Genomic DNA, 18551 nt, shown 5'->3' with positions numbered 1-18551 from the left:
CCCAGGCATGAACAATCGCACCATCCTCCGACTCACCGTGCCGGCCTGGCTGGCGCGCTGCGGCGCCGCTTTGCTGATGACGCTTGCCGCCGGCGCGGCAGCGGCGCAGGGCAACGCCATCGAGTCGATCACCGCCAACCAGCAGGGCGCCAACGTCGTGCTGAACATCGCCATGCGCGAGGCCCCGGCCAAGCCGCCGATCGGCTTCTCGATCACCAACCCGGCGCGCATCGCGCTGGACTTCGGCGCCACCGTCAACGCCACCGGCAAGACCTCCCAGGACATCAACCTGGGCGACGTACGCAGCCTGAACGTGGTGCAGGCCGGCGAACGCACCCGCCTGGTGCTGAACCTGGCGCGCGCGCTGAACTACGCCACCGCCATCGACGGCAAGTCGGTGATCGTCACCGTCGAAGGCTCGGGCGGCGTGGCCCAGGCCGTGAACGCGTCCGGCCTGCCGGTCGCGCGAAGCCCGGCCCCGGCAGCCCGCCAAACCCTGCGCGACATCGACTTCCGCCGCGGCAGCAACGGCGAAGGCCGCGTCGTGGTCGACCTGCCGAACGGCCAGGTCGGCGTCGACGTGCGCCAGGCCGGCAACCAGGTGATCGTCGACTTCATGCGCACCGGCCTGCCGGAATCCCTGCGCCGCCGCCTCGACGTGACCGACTTCGGCACTCCGGTGACGCGCGTGACCACCGCCGCACAAGGCGAGAACGTGCGCATGACCATCGATGCGCAAGGCGCCTGGGAGCAGTCGGTCTACCAGAGCGACACCCAGCTGATCGTCGATGTGCGCCCGGTCAAGGAAGACCCGAACCGTGTAGGCAGCCCCACCACCGGCTACCGCGGCGAGAAGCTGTCCTTCAACTTCCAGAACGTCGAAGTGCGCGCCGCGCTGCAGGCGATCGCCGACATCTCCGGCCTGAACATCATCACCAGCGATTCCGTCAGCGGCAACCTGACCCTGCGCCTGCGCGACGTGCCCTGGGACCAGGCCCTGGACGTGGTGCTGCAGGCCAAGGGCCTGGACATGCGCAAGAACGGCAACGTGCTGTGGATCGCGCCCAAGGAAGAACTGCTGACCAAGGAAAAGCTCGAGCTCGAGCAGCGCGCCCAGATCGCCGACCTCGAGCCGCTGCGCTCCGAGATCTTCCAGCTGAACTACCAGAAGGTCGAGGCCTTCCGTACCGTGTTCGGCCTGGATGCGAGCGGCGCTTCGGCCGCCGGCGACAACAAGAACCGTGTGCTGTCCAAGCGCGGCAGCGCCATCATCGACCCGCGCACCAACCAGCTGTTCGTGACCGACATCGCCTCCAAGATCGAAGACATCCGCAAGCTGATCCAGAAGACCGACGTCGCCTCCAAGCAGGTGCTGATCGAAGCGCGCCTGGTGGAAGCGAACGACGGTTTCTCGCGCAACCTCGGCGCCAAGCTGGGCTTCGCCGACATGCGCAACCTGCGCGGCGGCGACGCCGGCTACCAGATCAGCGGCAACGAGCGCATCGCGATCGGCGGCAACCTGCAGGGCGTGGGCCAGGTCACCGGCCAGACCCCGGACGAGGGCAATGCCTGGACCAACACCACCATGGTCAACCTGCCGGCCGCGGCGATCGGCGGCACCCCGGCTTCCTCGCTGGCCTTCAGCCTGTTCTCCTCGGCGGCCAACCGCTTCCTCAACCTGGAACTGTCGGCGCTGGAAGCGGACGGCAAGGGCAAGATCATCTCGAGCCCGCGCGTGGTCACCGAAGACAAGCAGATCGCCGTGATCGAGCAGGGCGTGGAACTGCCGTTCCAGGTCGCCACCAGCAGCGGCGCCACCTCGATCACCTTCAAGAAGGCCAACCTGCGCCTGGAAGTGACGCCGCAGATCACGCCGGACGGCAACGTCGTGCTCGAGGTCGACGTCAACAAGGATTCGAAGGGTGAAGAAACCCGCGCCGGCCCGGCGATCAACACGCAGCACGTGAAGACCAAGGTGATGGTCGAAAACGGCGGCACGGTGGTGCTCGGCGGTATCTACCAGCAGACCGAGCGCAACAACGTGAACAAGGTGCCGCTGCTGGGCGACGTGCCGGTGCTCGGCTACCTGTTCAAGTCGACGGGCCGCGAAAGCACCAAGACCGAACTGCTGGTGTTCATCACGCCGAAGATCGTGACCGACGCCGCCGCGGGCCGCTGAACGCCCGCGCAAGAGACAACGCAAACGACACAACAAAAGGAAGAACAGAAGTCATGCACCACTCAGCGAAACAGGACGCCCTGGCGTCGATCGGCCGTTGGACCGCGATTGGCCTGGCGGCTGCCATCCTGACCGCCTGCGGCGGTGGCGGCGGCAACCCGGGCACTACCGGCAGCGGCTCGGGCGGCACCGGTAGCGGCGGCACCCCGGTCACGGCCGATCCGAAGGTCAACATCGCCCTCACCGATGCCAGCGGCGCCAACGTGACCCTGCTGTCGGGCGCCCAGAGCGCGACGGTCAAGGCCTCGGTGCTGACCGCAGCCGGCAAGCCAGCCGCCGGCGTCATCGTCCAGTTCACTACCAGCACCAGCAACCTGGTGAGCTTCACGCCAGACACCGGCTCGGCCCTGACCGATGCCAACGGCATCGCCACCGTCACCGTCCGCCCGGCCGGCGTGACCTCGGCCGGCGCGCTGTCGGTTACCGCCACCGCGGTGGTGGAAGGCAAGACGGCCAGCGCCAGCACCAACTTCACCGTCGGCGCTGCGTCGCTGACCGTCGGCTCCCTGAGCTTCTCGCCGGCCCCGACCGGCCGCCTGCCGGCCTTCGGCACCGCTGCGCTGGCGATCCCGGTCACCACCGGCGGCCAGCCGGCCAGCGCGGCTCCCGGCCTGGTCCTGACGTCGCAGTGCGTGGCCGACGGCACCGCCACCCTGGTGCCGGGCAGCTTCGCCAACGGCGTCCAGACTGCCACCTACACCAACAAGGGCTGCCTGCGCGGCCGCGACATCATCACTGTCTCGATCGGTTCCTCGATCCAGACCATCGGCATCGACGTCGATCCGGCCAACATCGGCGCCATCCAGTTCACCGGCAGCAGCGTGACCGGCAGCTCGATCGTGCTGAAGGGCTCGGGCGGCCAGGGCCGCCAGGAAGCGGCCCAGATCAGCTTCAAGGTGGTCGACCAGCAGGGTACCGGCCTGGCCGGCGTGGACGTCAGCTTCAGCGCCACCACCAACACCGGCGGCCTGACCGTGTCGCCGACCCGCGCCACTACCGACGCCGCCGGCAACGTCTCGACCACGGTGTCCTCAGGTACGATCCCGACCCCGGTGCGGGTGAACGCCGAAGCGAGCCGCAACGGCGTGCGCCTGACCGGCCTGTCCGACACCCTGACCATTTCGACCGGCCTGCCGATCCAGAAGGCGATGTCGATGAGCGCCGCCAAGTACAACATCGAAGGCCTCGAGTACGACAACGAAGCCACCGGCATTACCGTGCTGATGGCCGACCAATACGGCAACCCCGTCTCGGACAACACCGCCATCAACTTCGTCACCGAAGGCGGCGCCATCGGCACCTCGGCGCAGGGCGGCTGCCTGACCAAGGACGGCGGCTGCTCGGCGAGCCTGCGTAGCCAGGCCTTCCGCCCGCTCGACGGCCGCGTGACTGTGCTGGCCTACGCCCAGGGCATCGAGAACTTCGTCGACGTCAACGGCGACGGCCAGTACAGCTGCAGCGGCTACACCGGCACCACGCCTTACCGTCCCCTGGTGGATGTCTGCCCGAGCGGTGGTGAGCCCTTCCCGACGGCGTCGATGGGCCAGTCCGGCGACATGGGCGATCCCTTCCTCGATGTCGACGCCGACGGCGTCTACGACGGCACGAAGGGCGACCTGCCGTTCCCCTACAACAGCACCAGCTACAAGAAGGACGGCGACGGCAAGTGGGGCCTGAACTACATCCGCCGCAGCTTCGAGATCGTGTTCAGCGGCTCGCACCCGCGCCTGATCCGCCAGTTCTGGACCGGCAGCGCCTGGCGCGACTGGACCACGGCCGACGGCGATCCGCTGGAACTGAAGGGCATCAGCGGCAGCACCTGCACCGATGTCGAGCTGCGCTTCCGCCTGACCGACGTGAACAACAACCCGATGCCGGCCGACACCGCCGTCGCCACTGCGGACCTTACCAATGTGACGGTGAGCAGCATGTCGCCGTCGACGGTCCCGTCGACCAATGCCGTGGGCGGCACCATCCACGCGGTCAACGTCAAGCCGAACGCATCCTGCGCGGCCGGCAACGTGGGCGTGCGTATCTCGACCCCGCGCGGCATCATCACCACCTATTCCTTCAAGTACAACTAAGGAAGCGGGCCGCACGGGCCCGTCACAGTTTTGACGCAAAAAGAGGCGGCCAGTCTATACTGGCCGTCTTTTTTATTTCTGCGGACCTGGCAGTGCCTCATCCCAAGAACAACAACCTCTTCCTGGTCGGCCTGATGGGGGCGGGGAAGACCACCATCGGGCGCCAGCTGGCGCGCAAGCTGGGCATGCGCTTCGTCGACTCCGACCACGAGATCGAAGCGCGCACCGGCGCCTCGATTCCGTGGATCTTCGAGATCGAGGGCGAGGCCAGCTTCCGCCGGCGCGAAGCGGACATGATCCGCGAGCTGAGCGCACAGAACGGCCTGGTGCTAGCCACCGGCGGCGGGGCCGTGCTGAACCCGGCCAGCCGCGCGCTGCTGGCCGAGCACGGCACCGTGATCTACCTGCGCGCCGCGATCGGCAGCATCCTGCAGCGCACCTCGCACGACAAGAACCGCCCGCTGCTGCAGACCGCCGACCCGCGCGCCAAGCTGGAAGAGCTGCTGGCCCAGCGCGACCCCCTGTACCGCGAGATTGCGGACCTGGTCATCGATACCGGCCGACCTAACGTACAATCGATGGTACAGACCATTTTGGACCAGCTCGCCGCGCTGGAGGCCGCAGGAGCGGCTGCCCAGGCGCGCCGGGCGGCAAGCGACCCGATGAATGCAATGAGCGCACCCGCACCCACCATCCTCAACGTCGAACTGGGCGAGCGCAGCTACCCGATCACGATTGGCCCCAAGCTGCTCGACGACGCCGCGCTGCTGGCGCGCCACGTCGACGGCAGCAAGGCCGCCATCGTCACCAACACCACCGTCGCGCCGCTCTACCTGGCGCGCGTCGCCGGCGCCCTGCGTGCGGCCGGCCGTGAAGTGGTCGAGATCGTCCTGCCCGACGGCGAAGAGCACAAGACCTGGCAGTCGCTGAACCTGGTGTTCGACGCACTGCTCCAACACAAGTGCGACCGCAAGACCACGATCGTGGCGCTGGGCGGCGGCGTGATCGGCGACCTGGCCGGCTTCGCAGCGTCCAGCTACATGCGCGGCGTGCCTTTCGTGCAGGTGCCGACCACGCTGCTGTCGCAGGTCGATTCCTCGGTGGGCGGCAAGACCGGCATCAACCATCCGCTCGGCAAGAACATGATCGGCGCGTTTTACCAGCCGCGCGCCGTGATCGCCGACACCGCCACCCTCGACACCCTGCCGCCACGCGAGCTGTCGGCCGGGCTGGCCGAAGTGATCAAGCATGGCGCCATCCTGGACGCCGCCTACTTCGACTGGATCGAGGCGAATATCGCCAAGCTCGTGGCGCGCGAGCCGGAAGCGATGGCCTACGCGATCGCGCGCTCCTGCGAGATCAAGGCCGAGGTGGTGCGCAAGGACGAACGCGAGGGCGGCCTGCGCGCCGTGCTGAATTTCGGCCACACCTTCGGCCACGCGATCGAGGCGGGCCTGGGCTTCGGCACCTGGCTGCACGGCGAAGCGGTCGGTTGCGGCATGGTGATGGCGGCCGACCTGTCGGCGCGCCTGGGCCTCATCGACGCCGCTACCGTGGAGCGCGTGCGCAGCCTGGTGCAGGCGGCCGGCCTGCCCGTGGTGGCGCCGGACCTCGGCCACGCGCGCTGGATCGAGCTGATGGCGGTCGACAAGAAGAACGAGGGCGGGGAGATCAAGTTCATCCTGCTCAAGCCCCTGGGCAGTCCGTCGATCACGACCGTCCCCCTGGACACCCTGCGCGCCACGCTGGATGCCTGCGTGGGCCAACCGGAGAATTGAGCACCATGGACTTCGACGCACGCCTCGCCCCTTACGCAGCCCATTCGTCGAAGTCGCGCGGCCGCACGCACATCGAGCCGCCGGCAGGATCGCGCAGCGAGTTCCAGCGCGACCGCGACCGCATCATCCACTCGACCGCCTTCCGCCGCCTCGAGTACAAGACCCAGGTGTTCCTCAACCACGAGGGCGACCTGTTCCGCACCCGGCTCACGCACTCGATCGAGGTGGCGCAGATCGGCCGCACCTTGGCGCGCAGCCTGCAGCTGAACGAAGACCTGGTCGAAGCCACCGCGCTGGCGCACGACCTCGGGCACACGCCCTTCGGCCACGTGGGCCAGGACGTGCTCAACGAGTGCATGAAGGATTACGGCGGCTTCGAACACAACCTGCAGAGCCTGCGCGTGGTGGACGAGCTGGAAGAGCATTACGGCGCCTTCGACGGCCTGAACCTCACCTTTGAAACGCGCGAGGGCATCCTCAAACACTGCTCGGTGAACAACGCGCGCCAGCTGGGCGAACTGGGACGCCGCTTCCTCGAACGCAGCCAGCCCAGCCTGGAAGCCCAGCTGACCAACCTGGCCGACGAGATCGCGTACAACAACCACGACATCGACGACGGCCTGCGCTCGGGCCTCTTGACGATGGCGCAGATGGAAGAGGTGGAGCTGTTCGCGCGCCACCGCCGCATGGTGGAAACCCAGTACCCGGGGCTGCCGGGCCGGCGCGCGCTGTACGAGACGATCCGCCTGATGATCACGGCGATGACGGCCGACCTGGTCGAGACCTCGGCCGCGCTATTGAAGGAAGCGGCGCCGCAGAGCATCGACGACGTGCGCGCAGCGCCGCCCCTGATCCGCTTCTCGCCCGAGATGCGGGCCGAGACCACGGCCCTGAAGCGCTTCCTGTACGCCAACCTCTACCGGCACTTCCAGGTGAACCGCATGCGCGTGAAAGCCAGCCGCATCGTGCGCGAGCTGTTCGAGGCCTTCATGACGGATCCGGTGCTGCTGCCGCCGGACTACCAGGTGGCGTCCGGCGACACCCTGCAGCAGGCGCGCAAGATCGCCGACTACATCGCCGGCATGACCGACCGCTACGCGATCAAGGAACACCGGCGCATCTTCTCGCTCGACTCGCTCTGAGTCCTGCTTATTCTTCGCGTGCGAACACGCGCAGGCGGTGCCCGTCGGGGTCGGCCACCGTGAAGGTGTAGCCGAAGTCCACGCGCGCCGGCGCCTGCAGGATGTCCACGCCCTGGCCGCGCCAGCGCGCATGCAGGGCGTCGACTTCGGCGCGGCTCTCGACGCGGAAACCCAGTTCGCTGCTGCTGCCGTGGAAGTCGCTGGCCGGGACGGCGCTGTCGCGCGACCACAGGCCCAGCATACGGCCGCCGCCCAGCGCGAACAGGGCGAAGGTCGGCGAGACTTCGACCGGTTGGGCGTCCAGCAGGGCGGCGTACAGGCGCGCGCTCGCTTCCGGGGCGGCGACGTAGAGGAGGGAATAGCTCGGGTTCAGCATGGTGTGCTTCCTTCAGGTGGTTGACAGTGTTCCCAGTGTAGGGAGCCCCACTGTCAGTTCCTGTCAGCAGCCTGGCCTTGCGGGTGGCGGACCCCTTCAGCTGCGCGCCAGGCCCCGAGCAGGGCGGCGCGGCTGCGTGGGAAGCCTTCGGTACCGGTTTCCAGGGCGAGGATGCGGTCGAGCCGGAAGTGGCGGAAGTCCTTGCGCAGCTCGCACCAGGCGATCAGCACACGCACCCGTTCGAAGAAGCCGAGCGCCACCGGCCACACGGTGCGGCGCGAGCTGGCGCCGCGTTCGTCGCGGTAGTCGAGAAAGAGCTTGCGCTCGGCGCGGATGGCGCTGCGGATCGCCGCCATGTGCACGCCGGGCCTGGCTTCGAGGGACGACGCGACCAGCAGGCCGTTGTGATCGAAGGCCTGGCGCAGCGCTTCCGGCAGCACCGCTGCGATCTTGTCGGCCGCTTCGCGCGCCGCCTGCGCCAGCCTGGGGTCGCCATGTTCCGCTACCCAGCGTCCGCCCAGCACCAGGGCTTCGATTTCGTCTTCGCCGAACATCAGGGGCGGCAGCATGAAGCCGGGCTTGAACACGTAACCCATGCCGGCCTCGCCTTCGATGCGCGCGCCCTGCTGGCGCAGGGTGGCGATGTCGCGGTAGAGGGTGCGCAGGCTGACGCCGAGCTGCTGGGCGAGGCGCTCACCGGTCACGGGGAAACGGTGCGCGCGCAGGGCCTGGAGCAGGGCGAGCAGGCGCTGCGCGCGGGTCATCGGGGATTCAGAACAGGCCGGGCTGGGCCAGCTGGGCCAGCAGTTTCTTGACAGGGGCGGGCAGGGGCGCGTCCTTGACGGCGTGCAGGTCCCACCACAGGTGTCGCCCGGTGGCGCCGCCGCGCGCCGCCAGCGTGACCTGCCAGGGTGCGATGTGCAGCTTGTAGTGGGTGAACACGTGCACCAGCCGCGTCAGCGGCTGCACTTCCTCCACCGTCCCGAACTGCGCCGCGGCCGCGGCCACCTCAAGCGAGGATGCGACATCCGCTTCCATTCCCACATGCCCGTCGACTTCCGGCAGCGACAGCAAGCCGCCCCAGATGCCGGTGCCAGGACGCTGCTCCAGCAGCACCTGGCCGCGGTCGATCACCACCAGCATCGCCGCGCGTTTTTCCGGCGTCGCCTTTTTAGGTTTGCGCACCGGGAGTTCGGCCGTGCGGCCGCTGGCGTAAGCGACGCAGCGGTCCTGCAGCGGGCAGCGCGGGCAATCCGGGCGGCTGCGTGTGCACAGCGTGGCGCCCAGATCCATCAGGCCCTGCGTATACGATTCGATCCCCTGCTGCGGCAGCAGCGCCTCGGCGCGGCGCCACAGTGCGTCCTCGACCCGCTTCTCGCCCGGATACTGGTCGATGCCGAACACGCGCGCGAACACGCGCTTGACGTTCCCGTCCATGATCGCGGCGCGCGCGCCGCTGGAAAAGGCGGCGATCGCCGCGGCGGTGGAGCGGCCGATGCCGGGCAGTTCGGCCAGCAGGGCGGGGTCGCTCGGGAACACGCCGCCGTAGTCCTGCACCACGCGTTTGGCGCAGGCGTGCAGGTTGCGCGCCCGGGTGTAGTAACCCAGGCCGCTCCAGTGCGCCATCACGTCCTCCGATGGCGCTTCGGCCAGCGCCTGTACGGTCGGGAAGCGCTCCAGGAAGCGCGCGTAATAGCCCAGCACCGCGGCCACCTGGGTCTGCTGCAGCATGATCTCGGACAGCCAGATGCGGTAGGCGTCGGTGGTGTTCTGCCAGGGCAGGGTATGGCGGCCGTGGCTGCGCTGCCAGTCGATCACCGCCTGCGAGAAGGTTGGGTCGGCCAGCTGGTCGAATTCGGTGAGGCGTTTCATGCGGGGTGGGACTCCAGTGCCTCGGCCACCTGCGCCGCCATGGCGGCCAGGTGCGAGCGCGTGGCTTCGAGCGCCTGCTGGGAGCTTTCGAAGGCGGTGATTTTCTGCTCCAGGCTGTCGGTGGCTTCGAAGATGCGTCCGATCGAAGCCTGGCGCTGGCGCAGGCCGTCGCGGTGCTGGCGGATCGCGCTCTCCAGCGGCGCCATGATCACCTTCAGCCAGGCTTCGGCATCGGTATTCGCGGCGCGGAATGTGTGGCGCACGCGCGAAGCGATCGAGTCGAAGAAGCGTTCCAGCAGGGTGGCGCGGCTGGTCATGAGCAGGGTGGCGGTGCCGAACTGCTTCAGGAACAGCTCTTCGACTTCGATCAGTTCGCGCCGGTAGCGCTCGAGCGAGAGCGGCATCGGGCCGGCGAGGCTCAAGCCATGCTCGCTGGAGAATTTGCGCACCATGCTGTCCATCATGGCGCCGATCTCGGCCACCTTGGCTGACGACGCGTCGAGGTTGGCGCGCATCGACTCGAAGTAGCTGCGCACCGGGGCGCGCATGCCCGTGGCGAAGCGCGATGCCTGCATCGCGGCGCGCACCTCGTCGGTCTGCTGCTGCACGGTGTCCATGCCCAGCGTCGAATACAGCTCGGTGGACAGGCGCGTGTACACGGCGCGCGTGCCCTGCAGCTTGAACAGGCTGGCGTCGAATTCCTTCTTCTCGAGCTCGACCCGGCGCATCATGTGGGCGATCACGCTCTGGTTCTTGCCGCGCAGGCTCTTGAGCTCCTGCAGCTGCTCGACCAGCTCGCGCATGCGGCTGGAGGCCTGGGCCTGCTGGCTGGAAGCCAGCTGTTCTAAGTCCTCGCGCAGCTGGCGCGCGATGATGGCGCGGCGCGCCGGGATCAGGTCGTGGAAAAGCGCGCCTTCCAGCGCGCCCAGGCGGCTCTTCTCGAACAGGGCCATGTCGCCGTTGATCTTGCCGACCAGGGCCTTCTGCGCCGATACCGGGTAGACCCGCGCGCTGTCCAGGCCCAGCAGCTGGGCCACGTGCTGCTGCTGGCGCGCGATCTCGGCCTCGTTCTCCTGCGGCGTGCGCAGTTCGTCCCACATGGCGTCGATCTTGTTCAGCACCGCCAGGCGTCCCGGCCCGGGGCCGATGTGGGTGCGCCAGACCTCGATGTCGCTCTTGGTGACGCCGGTTTCGGCTGCCAGCACGAACAGGACCGCGTGCGCGTTCGGGATCAGCTTGAGCGTCAGTTCCGGCTCGGTACCGATCGCGTTCAGGCCCGGGGTGTCTAGGATTACCAGTCCCTGCTTGAGCAGGGGATGGGGCAGATTGATGATCGCGTGGCGCCAGCGCGGGATCTCGACCGTGCCGTCCGGCCCCAGGCTGGTTGCGTGGTCCGGGTCTTCCGGATCCCACAGTCCGTACTGCTGCGCCTCGCTGGAGGGCACGCGGCGGGTCTGGCTGACCTGGCGGAAGGCTTCGCTCATGCGATCAGGCGCGTCCAGTTCGAGCGGCAGCACGGTCCAGGAGGCAGGGTCTTCCCGATAATCGCTGGTGGACAGGTGCTGGATGCGGGTCTCGATCGGCAGCAGGCGGATGCAGGGCGGCAGGGCCGGATCGTACAGCAGCTCCGTCGGGCACATGGTGGTGCGGCCGGCGCTGGACGGCAGGATGCGCTGGCCGTAGTCGGCGAAGAAGATCGCGTTGATCAGCTCGCTTTTACCGCGCGAGAACTCGGCGACAAAGGCCACCGAGAGGCGGTCGTCGCGCAGGCGCGCCAGCGCCCGTTCGAGCTGCTGCTCGCCGGCGCCGTCGATCTGGCCGGCTTCGCGCAGCGCGGCACCGTAGCCCTCCAGGCTGGCTGCGACGGCGGCGCGCCAGGCGCCATACTGTTGAAAATCCTGCATCGTTGTAAACCCGTGATCATCGCTGGCACTGCACGCAGTAGAAAGTCGAACGCTGGCCCTGCTTGATCTGGCGGACCGGCGCCCCACAGTTGCGGCAAGGCACTCCAGCACGATCATAGACGAAATATGTCTGTTGGAAATACCCAGATTGTCCGTTTACTGCAATAAAGTCGCGCAGGGTACTGCCGCCCTGGACGATGGCGGCGGCCAGGATCTCCTTGATCGCCTCGGCCAGCCGCTCGTAGCGGGTGCGGCTGATGCGCGCAGCCGGGGTTTTCGGGTTGATCCCGGCGCGGAACAGGCTTTCGCAGGCGTAGATGTTGCCGACGCCGACCACGATGTCGCCGGCCAGCAGCACCTGCTTGATCGGCGCGCTGCGCTTGCGCGTCTCGCGCCACAGCAGTTCGCCGGAAAAGCCTTCGCCCAGCGGCTCCACGCCGAGGCCGCGCAGCAGCATGTGCTGTTCCAGATCGCCTTCTTCCTTGCCATGCCAGAGCACGGCGCCGAAGCGGCGCGGGTCGTGCAGGCGCAGCACCTGCCTGCCTTCCGGGCCCGCATCTGTCCCGACAACCACCAGGTCGAAGTGGTCGTGCTTGCGCGCCTCGACCCCGGGCGGCAGCACCCGCAGGTGGCCGGACATGCCCAAATGGACGATGAGGGTGCCGTGCTCGAACTCAATCAGCAGGTACTTGCCGCGGCGGTTCGTACCGAGGATGCGGTGTCCGGCCAGCAGCTCGGACAGAGCGGGCGGGAAGGGCCAGCGCAGGCCTTCGCGGCGCAGCACGACCTGCTCGACGACACGGCCTTCGATATGGGGCGCGACACCGCGCCGGGTAACTTCTACTTCTGGGAGTTCGGGCATGGGAAGGGAATCGTGTAAATTCTTAGGCAGCCATTAAGGATTTGGCGCTGCTACGCACGCGGGCGCATGCTTGAGCGTAGAATCAGACAACATCTCAGAACCCGGACTTGCCTTGAAAAACGCTTTCGTCATTGTAACCCTCTCCAGCATCCTGGCGGCGTGCGCGGTCGCGCCGGAAAAGCAGGCATCGACTCCCGCGGCTTCGGATACGCCACTGGCCGCCGCCGAGGCCGCCAAGGCGCCGGATGGGGGCGAGGACGGCGAAGCGACCGCCTCCAGCGAGGAAGACGAGGAAGCGAAAGCCCGGCTTGAAGCGGAAGCGCGCCTGCCGAAGGTCGACATGACCAGCGGCATGCTGAACCAGTTACTTAAGGCCGAGTTTGCATTCCGCAAGGGCGACTGGCAGGGCCCTTACCTGACCATGCTGTCGCTGGCCCAGCAGACCCGCGACCCGCGCCTGGCGCGGCGGGCGGCCGAGATGGCAGTGGCGGCGCGCCAGTCCGACGATACCCTGGCCGCGGTGCGCCTGTGGCGTGAACTCGACCCAAGCTCGGACGAGGCGACCCAGTATTTCGTGGGCATGGTGGTCACGTCCGACAATATCGCGGACGTCGAACCGGTCTTCGTCGAGCGCCTGAAGCTGTCCGCGCCCGACAAGCGCGGCGTGCTGCTGTTCCAGATCCAGCAACTGCTGGGCCGCGCCAAGGACAAGGAAGCCGCCGCGGCCATGCTCGACCGGGTGATCGCACCCTACGACGGCACTTTCGAGGCCTACATCGTGCGCGCCCAGGCGGCCCTCGGCCGTGGCGACCGCGAGTCCGCCCAGCGCGCGGCCCAGGCTGCCCTGGCGGCCAAGCCGGATTCGGAAATCGCGGTGCTCATGATGGCCCAGGTGCTGGAGGACGACAACAAGGTCGCCCCGATGCTGGAAGCCTTCCTCAAGACCCACCCGGACGCGCGCGAAGTGCGTTCCGCCCATGCCCGCGTGCTGGTCAACCAGAAGCAGTTCCCGCAGGCGCGCGCCCAGTTCGAGGCCCTGCTCAAGGATCGCCCGGACGACGCCGGCAACCTGTATGCGTTGGGCGTGCTGGCCACCCAGATGAACGACGCGCAAGGTGCAGAGGGCTATTTCACCCGCTTCGTCGAGGTGCTCGGGCGCAATCCGGAAGACGAGCGCGACCCGACCCGCGCGCTGCTGATCCTGGCCCAGATCGCGGAAGAGCGGAACGACTATCCGGCGGCACTCGGCTGGCTGGAGAAAATTCCTGCCGGGACCGAGCCGCAGCTGCTGCTCAGTGCCCAGCTGCGCCGCGCCCAGCTGCTCGCGCGTCAGGGTGACCTGGCCGGCGGACGCAAGCTGCTGGCCGGCCTGAAGCCGGCCGAGCCGGCACAGCAGGCCCAGGTGGCGGTGGCCGAATCGCAGCTGCTGCGCGACGCCGGCCGTACCCTGGAAGCGTATTCGCTGATGGAAGCCGCCGCCAAGCGCTTCCCGAAGAACCCGGATTTGCTGTACGACTTCGCGCTGCTGGCCGAGAAGATCGGCCGTGTCGACGTGATGGAAAAAGCGCTGCGCGACGTGATGACGCTGGCGCCCGACAACCACCACGCCTACAACGCCCTCGGCTACTCGCTGGCCGAGCGCAACACCCGCCTGCAGGAAGCCTTGGAGCTGGTGACCAAGGCACTCGCCATGGCGCCGAACGATCCCTTCATCATGGACAGCATGGGCTGGGTGCAGTACCGCCTGGGCAACCTGGACGAAGCCGAAAAGCAGCTGCGCAATGCCTATGCGTTGCGGCGCGACCCGGAAATCGCCGTGCACCTGGGCGAAGTGCTGTTCAAGAAAGGGCAGCAGGCCGCGGCGCAGGCGCTGTGGCGCGAAGCCAGCGCCAAGGACCCCAAGAACGACACGCTGCGCAACACGCTGGCGCGCCTGCGCCAGACCTTGTGAAATAATCCATTCCGTGGCGGCTGCCGGGTTGGCGGCCGCCGGATTCCCGCTACTTCTCCTTTTGCCGATGCCGATTACCCGACGCCTGAGCCTGTTCGTCCTTGCCGCTGCCCTGGCCGGTTGCGCCACCACCAGCACCAATGTCGCCACCGTGGGCGCCTACCGCGACACCATCGACCTGGCCGGCCGCCTGTCGGTGAATTACCAGAAGGACGGCAAGACTGAATCGCTGACCGGCGGTTTCGACTGGGCGCAGCGTCCCGGCAGCGTCGACTTCACGCTCACCAACCCGCTGGGCCAGACGGCGGCGACCATCAGCGTAAGGCCGCAGTCGGCTACCTTGACCCAGGCCGGCCGCGCGCCGATCACCGAGGCGAATATCGATACGCTCACCCAGCGCACGCTGGGCTGGCCGCTGCCGGTGTCGGGCCTGCGCGACTGGCTGCAGGGCTATGCGGTGGACGCGCAGGGCCAGCGTTTCAGCGCCTCGCCGGCGCGCAACGAGGTGACGACCCAGGATGGCTGGCGCCTGCGCTTCGTCGAATGGCAGGATGCGAACGCCGCCCAGCCGGCGCCGCGCGTGATCCACGCCACCCGCGTAGCGAGCGGGGACATCCAGGACCTGTCGATCCGCATCGTCATCAATCCGCAGGGCTGAGTTTCATGCGTTCGCTGCACCATTGCCCGGCCCCGGCCAAGCTCAACTTGTTCCTGCACGTCACCGGCCGCCGCGCTGACGGCTACCACCTGCTGCAAAGCGTGTTCCAGCTGATCGACCATGGCGACACCCTGCACTTCGACCTGCGTGCGGACGAGCGCATCGTGCGCATGACGGACGTGCCCGGCGTGCCGGAAGAGCAGGACCTGATCGTGCGCGCGCTGCGCCTGCTGCAGGCGGAGTACGCGCGCCGCCATGGCCGCCTGCCGCCGGGCATCGAGGTGGCAATCGAAAAAATCCTGCCGATGGGTGGCGGGCTGGGCGGCGGTTCCTCGGATGCCGCCACCGCGCTGATGGCGGCCAACCACCTGTGGCAGGCCGGGTTGACGCAGCAGGAACTGATGGACCTCGGCCTGCCGCTGGGCGCCGACATCCCGTTCTTCCTGTTCGGCGAGACCGCGTTTGCCGAAGGGGTAGGGGAGGCGCTGCAGGCCGTGCCGGGTCCCGATTGCTGGTATGTGGTGCTGGAGCCGGGCGTGGCGGTCCCAACCCCCGCAATCTTTTCCGCGCCGGATTTGACGAGGGATTCAAAGCCCGTTACAATAGCGGACTTTTCCAGCAGCTACCAAGCAAACTGCGCCGTTTTAGGCAAGCAAAGTGGCTTCGGGAAAAATGATTTGCAGGACGTGGCTGAACGCCTGTTCCCGCCGGTAGCAGAGGCGGTCGAATGGTTGAGCAGTTACGGCGATGCCAGGATGACTGGCTCGGGGGCATGTGTGTTTTGTGCCTTCTCCGGCGAGCGCGATGCGGACCAGGTTCTGGCACATGTGCCAGCGAAATGGAAGGCGTGGAAAGCGCATTCGCTGGCGAGCCACCCGATGAAATCGCTCTTGCAGAATCAAGCAGTTATGGAATAAAATTTTGCCTGTCGCGACGTTAGGCGTTAAAATACGCAGAATGTAACGGCAAGCAGTTCAGTCGTGTAGGGGAATCGCCAAGCTGGTTAAGGCACCGGATTTTGATTCCGGCATACCAAGGTTCGAATCCTTGTTCCCCTGCCAAAGTTTTCCCGGCTGTCGAGGCATGATCCTCCAGCGGGATGAACAGCGGTGCAGCGTTCGGCCTGCATCCATAAGCTAATCAGCCGGCTCGTCCGGCTGATTGTTTTTCCAGTATCAACGAATTTCTCTTGGGACTCCCTCCATGGCTTACGAAAACCTGATGGTTTTTACCGGCAACGCCAATCCGGCACTAGCAGAGGGGGTCGCTAAGAACCTCGGCATTCCACTCGGCAAAGCAGTCGTTTCGAAGTTCTCGGACGGCGAAGTCATGGTCGAGATCAACGAGAACGTGCGTGGCAAGGACGTCTTCGTCCTGCAATCGACCTGCGCGCCTACCAACGACAACCTGATGGAAATCATCCTGATGGTGGACGCGCTCAAGCGCGCATCGGCCGGCCGCATCACCGCAGCAATTCCCTACTTCGGCTACGCCCGCCAGGACCGCCGCCCGCGTTCGGCGCGCGTCGCAATCTCGGCCAAGGTGGTCGCCAACATGCTGGAAGAAGCTGGCGTCGAGCGCGTCCTGATCATGGACCTGCACGCTGACCAGATCCAGGGCTTCTTCGACATCCCGGTCGACAACATCTACGCATCGCCGATCCTGCTGGGCGACCTGCAGAAGCGCAACTACGACGACCTGCTGGTCGTGTCGCCGGACGTCGGCGGCGTGGTCCGTGCCCGCGCGCTGGCCAAGCGCCTCGGCTGCGACCTGGCGATCATCGACAAGCGCCGCCCAAAGGCGAACGTGTCGGAAGTCATGAACATCATCGGTGAAGTCGAAGGCCGCAACTGCGTGATCATGGACGACATGGTCGACACCGCAGGCACCCTGACCAAGGCCGCCGAAGTGCTGAAAGAGCGCGGCGCCAAGAAAGTCGTGGCCTATTGCACCCACCCGGTGCTGTCGGGTCCGGCAATCGACCGTATCTCGAATTCGCCGCTGGATGAGCTGGTCGTCACCGACACCATCCCGCTGAGCGCAGCCGGCGCCGCTTGCGGCAAGATCCGCCAGCTGACCAGCGCACCGCTGCTGGCCGAAACCTTCAAGCGCATCGTGAAGGGTGACTCGGTCATCTCGCTGTTCGCAGAGTAAGCAAACGCGCAACAAAACATCGTATTTACGGCGCGCCGTGGCTGACAAGCCCGGCGCGCCGTTGTATCATCGTCGGTTCACCGAATTCTTGAGCGCGCAGTCAGCGCTTGTTCACGACTCCCCTGGTCGCGGGGGCAGTCACCACTGGGTTACGGGCTGTAGCAACTGCCGCAGCATTCGGACCCATTTATTTTGGAGTTTCACATGAAAGTAGTCGCATTCAACCGCACTCAGCAGGGGACCGGAGCGAGCCGCCGCCTGCGCAAGGCTGGCCAAACCCCGGGCATCATCTACGGTGGCACCGCTACCCCGGAACTGATCGCACTGGACGGCAACGCCCTGTACCACGCGCTCAAGAAAGAAGCTTTCCACGGTTCGATCCTGGACCTCGAAATCGAAGGCAAGACCCAGCAAGTCCTGCTGCGCGACTTCCAGATGCACGCATACAAGCAACTGGTCCTGCACGCTGACTTCCAGCGCGTCGACGCATCGAAGCCGATCCACACCAAGGTCACCCTGCACTTCGTCAACGCCGAGATCTCGCCAGCCGTCAAGCTGAGCGCCGCTGTGATCTCGCACGTCGCCAACGAACTGGACGTCGCTTGCCTGCCGGGCAAACTGCCGGAGTTCATCGAAGTCGACCTGAGCAAGCTGGAAGCCGGCCAGTCGATCCACGTGAACGACCTGACCCTGCCGGAAGGCGTGACCGCGCTGACCCACGGCCAGAACCTGACCCTGGTCACCACCTCGATCCCGCGCGGTGCTGCATCGGCTGAAGCCGCTGCTGAGTAATATCTTCCTTCAGGCCGCCACGGCGGCCGAGGAAACGAAACCCGCCGTGGCCTAGCCCGGCGGGTTTTTTGTTGGCGCATCGCCGGCACGTATGCCTGGCGTTTTCAGCGATAATCCTGTTTTTCCCAGAATCAAAGTAGACACGCGCATGTCCATCCGTCTGATCGTCGGCCTCGGCAACCCGGGCCCGGAGTACGAACAAACCCGCCATAACGCCGGCTTCTGGCTGGTCGACAACCTGGCCAACTCCCTGCCGGGCTGCCGCCTGCAGCGCGAATCGCGCTTCAATGCGATGGTGGCGAAGACCCGGATCGCGGGCAACGAAGTCTGGCTGCTGGAACCGCTGACCTACATGAACCGCTCCGGACAGTCCGTCGGCGCGCTGGCGCGCTTCTACAAGATCAACCCGGACGAGGTGCTGGTCGTGCACGATGAGCTCGACATGCTGCCGGGCGTGGCCAAGCTCAAGAAAGGCGGCTCCTCGGGCGGCCACAACGGGCTGAAGGACATTACCTCCGCGCTGGGAACCCAGGAATACTGGCGCCTGCGCATCGGCATTGGCCATCCACGCAGCCTCAACCTGCAGCAGGCCGTGGCCGACTTCGTGCTGCACCGCCCGCGCCGCGAAGAGCAGACGCTGATCGAAGAATCGATCGACAAGGCCCTGCGCATCATCCCGCTCGTCTGCGAAGGCAAGATGGATGTGGCGACGATGCAGTTGCACACCGCCTGACGAAGG

15 protein-coding genes and 1 tRNA gene are annotated in these 18551 nt (G+C 66.8%); 11 read left to right on the top strand and 5 right to left on the bottom strand.

All coding sequences use genetic code 11. The features are described from left to right. Positions 1 to 7: 7 nt before the first annotated feature. The 4 genes from pilQ (at position 8) to GV068_RS12970 (ending at position 7243) form a co-directional block, all read left to right on the top strand. Positions 8 to 2179, top strand: coding sequence for a type IV pilus secretin PilQ (gene pilQ, locus GV068_RS12985; RefSeq protein ID WP_159698222.1), 2172 nt, complete (start codon positions 8 to 10; stop codon positions 2177 to 2179). Between the two features lie 53 nt (positions 2180 to 2232). Next, positions 2233 to 4323, top strand: coding sequence for a hypothetical protein (locus tag GV068_RS12980; RefSeq protein WP_159698219.1), 2091 nt, complete (start codon positions 2233 to 2235; stop codon positions 4321 to 4323). Positions 4324 to 4457: 134 nt separating this feature from the next. Next, positions 4458 to 6101 (top strand): bifunctional shikimate kinase/3-dehydroquinate synthase AroKB, encoded by a 1644-nt coding sequence (gene aroKB, locus GV068_RS12975; RefSeq protein ID WP_229464554.1) that lies wholly within the window; start codon positions 4458 to 4460, stop codon positions 6099 to 6101. Positions 6102 to 6106: 5 nt separating this feature from the next. After that, positions 6107 to 7243, top strand: coding sequence for a deoxyguanosinetriphosphate triphosphohydrolase (locus GV068_RS12970; RefSeq protein WP_159698213.1), 1137 nt, complete (start codon positions 6107 to 6109; stop codon positions 7241 to 7243). Positions 7244 to 7250: 7 nt separating this feature from the next. Here GV068_RS12970 and GV068_RS12965 read toward each other — a convergent pair whose 3' ends face one another. From GV068_RS12965 to mutM, 5 genes are read right to left on the bottom strand one after another with little or no spacing between them, the layout of a single operon-like run. Further along, on the bottom strand, positions 7251 to 7619 hold the full coding sequence (locus GV068_RS12965) for a VOC family protein (RefSeq protein WP_159698210.1): 369 nt from the start codon (positions 7617 to 7619) through the stop codon (positions 7251 to 7253). A 53-nt stretch (positions 7620 to 7672) separates the two neighbouring features. Then, complete coding sequence (locus GV068_RS12960) at positions 7673 to 8383, bottom strand: YafY family protein (RefSeq protein ID WP_159698207.1); 711 nt, start codon at positions 8381 to 8383, stop codon at positions 7673 to 7675. Between the two features lie 7 nt (positions 8384 to 8390). After that, positions 8391 to 9491, bottom strand: coding sequence for an A/G-specific adenine glycosylase (mutY, locus tag GV068_RS12955; protein WP_159698204.1), 1101 nt, complete (start codon positions 9489 to 9491; stop codon positions 8391 to 8393). Further along, positions 9488 to 11395: a dynamin family protein gene (locus tag GV068_RS12950; protein WP_159698200.1), complete on the bottom strand. Its 1908-nt coding sequence runs from the start codon at positions 11393 to 11395 to the stop codon at positions 9488 to 9490. The genes mutY and GV068_RS12950 overlap by 4 nt, the downstream gene beginning before the upstream one ends. Before the next feature lie 16 nt (positions 11396 to 11411). Continuing rightward, positions 11412 to 12257: a bifunctional DNA-formamidopyrimidine glycosylase/DNA-(apurinic or apyrimidinic site) lyase gene (mutM, locus tag GV068_RS12945; protein WP_159698197.1), complete on the bottom strand. Its 846-nt coding sequence runs from the start codon at positions 12255 to 12257 to the stop codon at positions 11412 to 11414. 112 nt (positions 12258 to 12369) lie between these two features. On the opposite strand from mutM, the gene GV068_RS12940 reads away from it, so the two are divergent. From GV068_RS12940 to pth, 7 genes are all read left to right on the top strand, one after another. Then, positions 12370 to 14208, top strand: coding sequence for a tetratricopeptide repeat protein (locus GV068_RS12940; RefSeq protein ID WP_159698194.1), 1839 nt, complete (start codon positions 12370 to 12372; stop codon positions 14206 to 14208). A 67-nt stretch (positions 14209 to 14275) separates the two neighbouring features. Continuing rightward, positions 14276 to 14866 carry a lipoprotein insertase outer membrane protein LolB gene (gene lolB / locus GV068_RS12935; protein WP_159698191.1) on the top strand — a complete coding sequence of 197 codons (591 nt, stop codon included), beginning with the start codon at positions 14276 to 14278 and terminating at the stop codon, positions 14864 to 14866. Positions 14867 to 14871: 5 nt separating this feature from the next. Further along, positions 14872 to 15783, top strand: a complete 912-nt coding sequence (gene ispE / locus GV068_RS12930) for a 4-(cytidine 5'-diphospho)-2-C-methyl-D-erythritol kinase (protein WP_159698188.1) — start codon at positions 14872 to 14874, stop codon at positions 15781 to 15783. A 67-nt stretch (positions 15784 to 15850) separates the two neighbouring features. Then, a tRNA-Gln gene (locus tag GV068_RS12925) sits at positions 15851 to 15927 on the top strand. A 142-nt stretch (positions 15928 to 16069) separates the two neighbouring features. Then, positions 16070 to 17020 (top strand): ribose-phosphate pyrophosphokinase, encoded by a 951-nt coding sequence (locus tag GV068_RS12920; protein WP_027867206.1) that lies wholly within the window; start codon positions 16070 to 16072, stop codon positions 17018 to 17020. Positions 17021 to 17224: 204 nt separating this feature from the next. Further along, a complete protein-coding gene (locus tag GV068_RS12915; protein ID WP_159698185.1) occupies positions 17225 to 17812 on the top strand; it encodes a 50S ribosomal protein L25/general stress protein Ctc in 588 nt (195 codons plus the stop codon). 148 nt (positions 17813 to 17960) lie between these two features. Next, complete coding sequence (gene pth / locus GV068_RS12910) at positions 17961 to 18545, top strand: aminoacyl-tRNA hydrolase (protein WP_159698182.1); 585 nt, start codon at positions 17961 to 17963, stop codon at positions 18543 to 18545. The last annotated feature ends 6 nt before the right edge of the window (positions 18546 to 18551 follow it).

Origin of the sequence: Massilia sp. 9I (genome assembly GCF_902506415.1) — a bacterium.
Classification (GTDB): Bacteria; Pseudomonadota; Gammaproteobacteria; order Burkholderiales; family Burkholderiaceae_D; genus Telluria.
The sequence above is the reverse complement of the archived record's forward strand: the minus strand, read 5'-3'. Positions and strand labels throughout refer to the sequence as shown.